The 6,000-nt window shown below is 57.7% G+C and carries 4 protein-coding genes and 4 pseudogenes; 3 read left to right on the top strand and 5 right to left on the bottom strand.

From position 1 onward, the window contains the following. Nucleotides 1-149, top strand: a pseudogene (locus IVA98_RS13605) (IS3 family transposase); the annotation flags it as partial. A gap of 18 nt (nucleotides 150-167) precedes the next feature. Here IVA98_RS13605 and IVA98_RS13600 read toward each other — a convergent pair. Then, nucleotides 168-529, bottom strand: a pseudogene (locus IVA98_RS13600) (transposase); the annotation flags it as partial. Between the two features lie 299 nt (nucleotides 530-828). Here IVA98_RS13600 and IVA98_RS13595 point away from each other — a divergent pair. Then, nucleotides 829-1,014: a hypothetical protein gene (locus IVA98_RS13595; protein ID WP_247355081.1), complete on the top strand. Its 186-nt coding sequence runs from the start codon at nucleotides 829-831 to the stop codon at nucleotides 1,012-1,014. Nucleotides 1,015-1,095: 81 nt separating this feature from the next. Here IVA98_RS13595 and IVA98_RS13590 read toward each other — a convergent pair whose 3' ends face one another. From IVA98_RS13590 to IVA98_RS13580, 3 genes are all read right to left on the bottom strand, one after another. Further along, complete coding sequence (locus IVA98_RS13590) at nucleotides 1,096-1,911, bottom strand: ABC transporter permease (protein ID WP_247355080.1); 816 nt, start codon at nucleotides 1,909-1,911, stop codon at nucleotides 1,096-1,098. Between the two features lie 107 nt (nucleotides 1,912-2,018). Next, entirely contained in the window at nucleotides 2,019-2,819 is an 801-nt protein-coding gene (locus IVA98_RS13585; protein WP_247355088.1) for an ABC transporter ATP-binding protein, read from the bottom strand. Nucleotides 2,820-3,519: 700 nt separating this feature from the next. Continuing rightward, nucleotides 3,520-3,693 (bottom strand): hypothetical protein, encoded by a 174-nt coding sequence (locus IVA98_RS13580; RefSeq protein WP_247355079.1) that lies wholly within the window; start codon nucleotides 3,691-3,693, stop codon nucleotides 3,520-3,522. 140 nt (nucleotides 3,694-3,833) lie between these two features. Here IVA98_RS13580 and IVA98_RS13575 point away from each other — a divergent pair. Next, a pseudogene (locus IVA98_RS13575) lies at nucleotides 3,834-4,924 on the top strand (IS3 family transposase). Nucleotides 4,925-5,331: 407 nt separating this feature from the next. On the opposite strand, the pseudogene IVA98_RS13570 reads toward IVA98_RS13575, so the two are convergent. Beyond that, nucleotides 5,332-5,991, bottom strand: a pseudogene (locus IVA98_RS13570) (transposase family protein); the annotation flags it as partial. Between the last annotated feature and the right edge of the window lie 9 nt (nucleotides 5,992-6,000).

Genomic DNA, 6,000 nt, shown 5'->3' with positions numbered 1-6,000 from the left:
CGGATTACCTCACCCCGGCGGCCTACGCTGCCACATTCACCGCAACGGGCGATCGGCTGCGCAACCCCGACCAGCTCCGCCGATCGCCCGTTGCTCCACCTGCGCCACTCGGCGTACAAACCCCCGAGACTCTAACCGCTGCCGGATGAAAGTTCAGTGGCAGGTCAGTAGACGTAAAGTGCGCGATCGATTCGAAGGGTCGAACAGGCCCGCCTGATCGACACCTTCCAGTCGCTCCGCACCTTGTCGACAAGCTCCCGCTTGCGGCCAGGCCTCAGAGCTTTTTTGAGAGCACGTCCTTGTCCAAGGACAGGTCGGCGACAATCCGCTTCAGCTTGGCATTCTCCTCCTCAAGCTGGCGCAGTCGCTTCATCTCAGAGGGCATCAGCCCCGCATACTTCTTCTTCCAATTGAAATACGTCGCCTGACTAATCCCGGCCTTGCGGCAGACCTCCGCCACTGCCGCGCCATCTTCCGCCCGCTTCAAAACGAACGCGATCTGCGCTTCCGAAAACTTCGATGCCTTCATGGAACTCTCCTCGTCCTGGTGGGATCATAATTGGAAAAATTCCAGTTCAGACTGGCCTAATTTGGCGGGAGCAGGTCAGAGGATGGCGAAGGCCCCTGGCTGTCGCACGCCTCGCCGCTGACGCGAGGGCGCCGTGAACCAGCCAAACTCGATCAGCCGCATCTTGGCCTCATGGAGCGTCAGGCACTAGCTTGGCTAGCCGCGCCTTGAGGGCCAACAGCATTTACTGCGGATCGGCCTTGCTCTAAAAGCCCATGACGAGTCGTTCGCATAGAGCACGGTGACATGCGAGCGCGCGCATGGCGACAACGCCGCTCGTCGCTCCCGAGATCGAGGATGTAGTGCAGGAAGTTGTTGGCAGGGAGCGGGCTGACGCCTGCGACCTGCAGCGTACCCCTGTCAGTCCCTTGCTTCTCATCGCTCTCAAGAACTCCAGCTTCCGTTTGGACCCGAAGCTGGCGCGCTGGTGCGCTCGGATCGTTTAAACTGCCAACCCGCGCACGAGGGCGACAACCTCCTGCCAATCGGCCTGAACAGGTTCCTGCTGGTGCATTCCTCTATTCATGTTATTCGCCTCTCGACAGAAGTGAGCCGTCTTTCTTGGCGCTTCGCAAAAGGGCAAGAAATGCCCCGAAGCAGGCAGCCAAGGATACCAGATTGATGCCCAGTGCGATCAGCATCAGGTCGATCCTGAAAGTATGCTCCGTCAACAGCGCGCGCATACCCTCGAATACATAAGTCGGCGGTAGTGCCCAAGCGACGTATTGCAACCGAGCCGGAAGTACGCTGACGGGGTAGTAGACGCTGGCCAGTGGCAACATCGCAAACATCAACGTCCAGACAATGCTTTGGGCCTCAAGCCCATTTCGCAGCACCAGGCCCGAGACGAAGATGCCGACCGCCCAGCTCGTAAAAATCAGATTGCAGAAGAAGGCGATCAAGGGCAAGCCGAGGTCATAGATGTTGAAGTGAAACAAGACCAGCGCGAGTAGCGTCATCGGAATGATTCCGATGGCCAGCCGGATCAGACTCATGACCATAAGCGACAGCAATAACTCGATCGGCTTCAGCGGACTCATCATTAGATTGCCGATGTTGTGCGCCCACATCTCTTCAAGGAACGAGATCGAGAAGCCAAGCTGTCCGCGGAACAGGACGTCCCAGAGGATGACAGCACCGATCAGCGTGCCACCGGCGTGCGGGAAACTAGCATTTTCGGCGATGTAGAGCTGCAGAAAGCCCCAGGTGATGACCTGCAGCGCCGGCCAGTAGAGCAGCTCGAGTAGCCGCGGCCACGACGATATCAACAAATACCAATACCGCAGAATCATCGCACCGATCCGATGTACGGAGATGCCGCGTTGGAGAGACTGCTCGGTCATGGCGGCCCCTGACAGCAAGGGTGAGCGGAGCGACATCCGCCGGGTTTTGCGTTGTCCTCGGCTATCGCTGCGCTCTCGCCGGCTCTGGAAGTAGGACAGGAGCGACCTCATCGTGCCGCCTTCCTTGCGCCGTTCCCACGGCCGCGCGCGACGTCCAAAAAGACGTCTTCCAACGCAGTGCGGTTGTAGCGCGTCAAGATGGCATTTGGTGTGTCGTCGTCCTCGATGTGGCCGCGCTTCATAATGATAATTCGGTCACACAACCGCTCAACCTCGAGCATATTGTGCGACGCGAGCAGGATCGTGGCGCCGTGCTGTTTGCGATAGTGCTCCAGATGCGCCCGCACCCAATCGGCCGTATCAGGATCAAGCGATGCGGTTGGCTCGTCCAGCAAGAGCAGCTCGGGCTGGTTGATTAGCGCTTTTGCGAGCGAAGCGCGGGTCTTCTGGCCGGCGGAAAGCTTGCCGTTGGTGCGATCAATGAAATCGGTGAGGTCGAGATCACGGGCGAGCGTGGCAATACAGTCCGGCAGGTTTTTTACTGCGTAGAGCTTACCGAACACAGTGAGGTTCTGTCGCACGGTGAGCCGCATGGGCATGTCGACATAGGGACTTTGAAAATTGATTCGTCCCAGCACGGACGCGCTTTCCTGGGGCATGCGATGCCCTAGCACCTTTAAGCGGCCTGATGTAGGTAGTACCAAGCCCATGATCATCGCGATTGTGGTGGTCTTACCGGCGCCGTTGCCGCCGAGAAGACCAGTGATACTACCGCGCGGCAGTGAAAAGGAGATACCGTCGACGGCGTGCGTCTGCTGGTAGACCTTGACGACGCGGTCAAGCTCGACCGCCGCGGATGCAGCACGGTCTTCGACCGCCGCCCCGTAAGCTTTATCATTGCGGGTCATGCGGGCCATTCTTGCTTATCCCTAGACGGGCAATTGCACGATCAGCATTATTCTCTTGGCTTGAATGTGAGCTCAATGCCGAGACGAAACAGTACTCTAGGCTGTTCGCGGATCCGTCGGCTAACCAGAACCGAACCAGACCGATTGTTTGTTCGAACATCGGATGCGGTCGAGTTTGCAATGATTTGCTGTCGTGGTCCTTGTATGGCTGTGGTTGCGAAAGAAACGTCAGATGTTCCGTAAGCGTCACGATCTTGATCTCTTCGAGTGTGGCCGATGGCCTGAAGATTGCTATTGCCGGTCACGATGCCTTTGCGCGCCATGCCCGTTCCCATGGGCTTTTAGTTTAGAAGACTCACTCGTGACGCCAAAACAGTTTTGGGTGGCTCACCAGTCATATAGATCAGCTATTTTGCTTTGAGTTGAAACTGATTCATTCGATGATCCTGGCAGGTCTTAAGATACGTAACTCGCACTTCACTAGAATTCACTCTCCGTCACGAAAGGGCGATCAATTGTTAGCTCGCTACCGTCCACTATAGTGCAGACCTGCGTAGCGGTTCGTTTCCAGCAAGCACCGTGCCATCTGCAACATCGCGCCTTGACCGGCTGCTTGCCACAAGATGATGCTGAATATGTAGGATCCACAGCGCATCTCCTCCTCCTTCAAGTAAGTTAATAGACTTGATGGAACTGAACGTCATTTTCTATCCACTAAATGTAATAGTTCGAACAGAACGGCTCGCATCGCCCATTCTAGTATGCTGACGCACTGCAACGCGATCTTCGCCTTCACCAGATCAACTTCCATGTCGTCCTCTGCGTCATTCTCCGCTTCTTCGATTGAGACGGAGAGGATGGCGATTGTGAGCATCCGCCGTGAGCCAAAGGAGCGTCAGTCGGCAGCTCGCTATCACGCCGCCGGGTCAAGGTGATCTGAGGCCGGCAAACTGGACCATTTTTGGCTAGAGTTGGCGCTGCGTCAATCCGCTCGGCTGGGAGGAGCGGACAACGATGAAGGCCTCGAAGTTTTCGGACGCCCAGAAGGCGTTTATCCTCAAGCAGGGCAACGACGGGGTCCCGGTGGCGGACATCTGCCGCAAAGCCGGGATCAGCCAGGCGACCTATTTCAACCGGAAGAAAAAGTAAGACGGACTGCTGCCGACCGAGATGCGCCGGTTGAAGCAGCTCAAGGACGAGAACGCCAAGCTGAAGAAGCTGGTGGCAGATCTGTCGCTTGACAAGGAGATGCTGCAGGACGTGATCCGCCGAAAGCTGTGAAGCCTGGTCGGAAGCGCAAGCTCGTCGATGAGGTTTGCGGTGATTGGCAGGTCTCGATCCGCAAGGCTTGCAAAGCCCTCGAGTTCGATCGATCGACCTACCACTACAAATCTCGTCGCTCCGGCCAGGCCGCCCTCGAAGCTCGGATCAAGGAGATCTGCCATGTCCGCGTACGCTACGGCTATCGCCGTGTCCATGTGCTGTTGCGCCGCGAAGGATGGCGTCACGGCCAGAACAAGACCCGCCGCGTCTTTCGCGAATTGGGCCCGCAATTGCGTAACAAATCGCCAAAGCGCCGGGTCAAGGCCAAGCTGCGCGATGACCGCCGGCCGGCGAAGCGGGTCAACGAGATCTGGGCGATGGACTTTGTCCATGACCAGCTGGCGAATGGTGGCAAGCTCCGGGTGCTCACGATCATCGATATCTTCTCTCGCTTCTCGCCGGCGCTGGAGCCGCGGCTCACCTTCCGCGGCACCGATGTCGTGGATGTTCTGGAAAGGCTTTGCAATGAAGTGGGAGTCCCTGCCACGATCCGCGTCGATCAAGGCAGCGAGTTTGTGTCGCGCGACCTCGATTTATGGGCCTACCAGCGCGGTGTCACGCTAGACTTCTCACGGCCAGGCAAGCCGACCAATAATGCTTTTATCGAAGCGTTCAATGGCCGCTTCCGGGCCGAATGCCTCAATGCCCATTGGTTCCTGTCGCTTGCGGACGCCCGGGAAAAGGTGGAGACTTGGCGCGCAGAGCGGCCGCATGGAGCCATCGGCAATCGGCCGCCGATTTTGCTGCAAAAACACGTCGGCGCCATCAGCCCGCCAACGTGATCAGAGGCGCAAAACTCTAGTTCTGGGTGGTCCAAAGTTCGGTCTCGCTACATAAATTGCATCGTGCTCTAACGCCGCTGGATGAAACTTCAGTCGCAGGTCAGTGGCTGTCGCCAACAAGTTGGCTCGGATCATCTGGGCAATGATGACGACAGGTGAGTTCTATCGGCCTAAGGTGTGAGGGCAGATCACAGCGTGATGGAAACCAGCGGAGCTGGGGATCGAGAAAGCCCGAAGAGTTTTAAGCGCAACAATCCACCCATTGATGAGGCCTCGATCCGCGATCCCCATCACGGCCAGCGGCCATGCTATCGACGCAATGTCAGGCCGTATACATGAACGCACCCGACCGATATCCGAAATGCTGCAAAAAAAATGCTCTTGCATCCGCGGGGCCGTCTGTACATGAAACTCTCGACGAAGCCATTCTGCATGGGCTTTCCCGGTGCGATGAAGTGCCAATAGATGGCTGCGTCCTTGCACCAAGCCAGCTTCGCATTGCAGGTGAATTCGGTGCTATGGTCGGACACGATCATTTCTGGCTTGCGGCGTCGCTGGACGATTGCCGTCAGTTCCCGAGCGACGCGCCGTCCCGCAATCGATGTCTCCGGAATGACGTCCAGCCATTCGTTGGTCGCTCATCAACGATGTTCTGGATGAGCGCCGGCCGCGAGCGGCGGGCTCGCCGCTTGCGAACGGTGAGCCCTTCTTCCGGACAAAGCCGGTTGATCCGACAGCAAGACGAACAGCCGGCGATAGCGGAAACGTTGTCGCTCGTTGGTGAGATCGCGGAACCGGCCACGCAGAGCCGGCGTCTGGCGGGCGGTAGGAGCGAAACCGAATCATCTTTCGATCCGCGGCGACAATCGAGCAGGCTCGCCGTTCACACAGGACTCATAGGACCTGCAGATACGCGACCGCGGCGGTCCCTACCATTCATTTTGAAAGAAGCTCCCGAAGCGCAGCTGCATCAAGCATCTGCATAGCCAGAAGTCTCTTCAGCTCGAGTTCTCCTCCTCCAGCGCCTTCAGCCGTCTCGTCTCCGAAACGTCCTGTCCCGCCCCTTTTTCCAGCTG

It is taken from the genome of Bradyrhizobium sp. 160, from assembly GCF_023073735.1.
Lineage (GTDB): Bacteria > Pseudomonadota > Alphaproteobacteria > Rhizobiales > Xanthobacteraceae > Bradyrhizobium.
The sequence above is the reverse complement of the archived record's forward strand: the minus strand, read 5'-3'. Positions and strand labels throughout refer to the sequence as shown.

Bases quoted from the DNA above. Each gene is read 5' to 3' on its own strand.
- IVA98_RS13585 (WP_247355088.1), bottom strand. From the start codon at position 2,819: ATGACCCGCAATGATAAAGCTTACGGGGCGGCGGTCGAAGACCGTGCT.
- IVA98_RS13580 (WP_247355079.1), bottom strand. From the start codon at position 3,693: ATGCTCACAATCGCCATCCTCTCCGTCTCAATCGAAGAAGCGGAGAAT.
- IVA98_RS13590 (WP_247355080.1), bottom strand. From the start codon at position 1,911: ATGACCGAGCAGTCTCTCCAACGCGGCATCTCCGTACATCGGATCGGT.
- IVA98_RS13595 (WP_247355081.1), top strand. From the start codon at position 829: ATGGCGACAACGCCGCTCGTCGCTCCCGAGATCGAGGATGTAGTGCAG.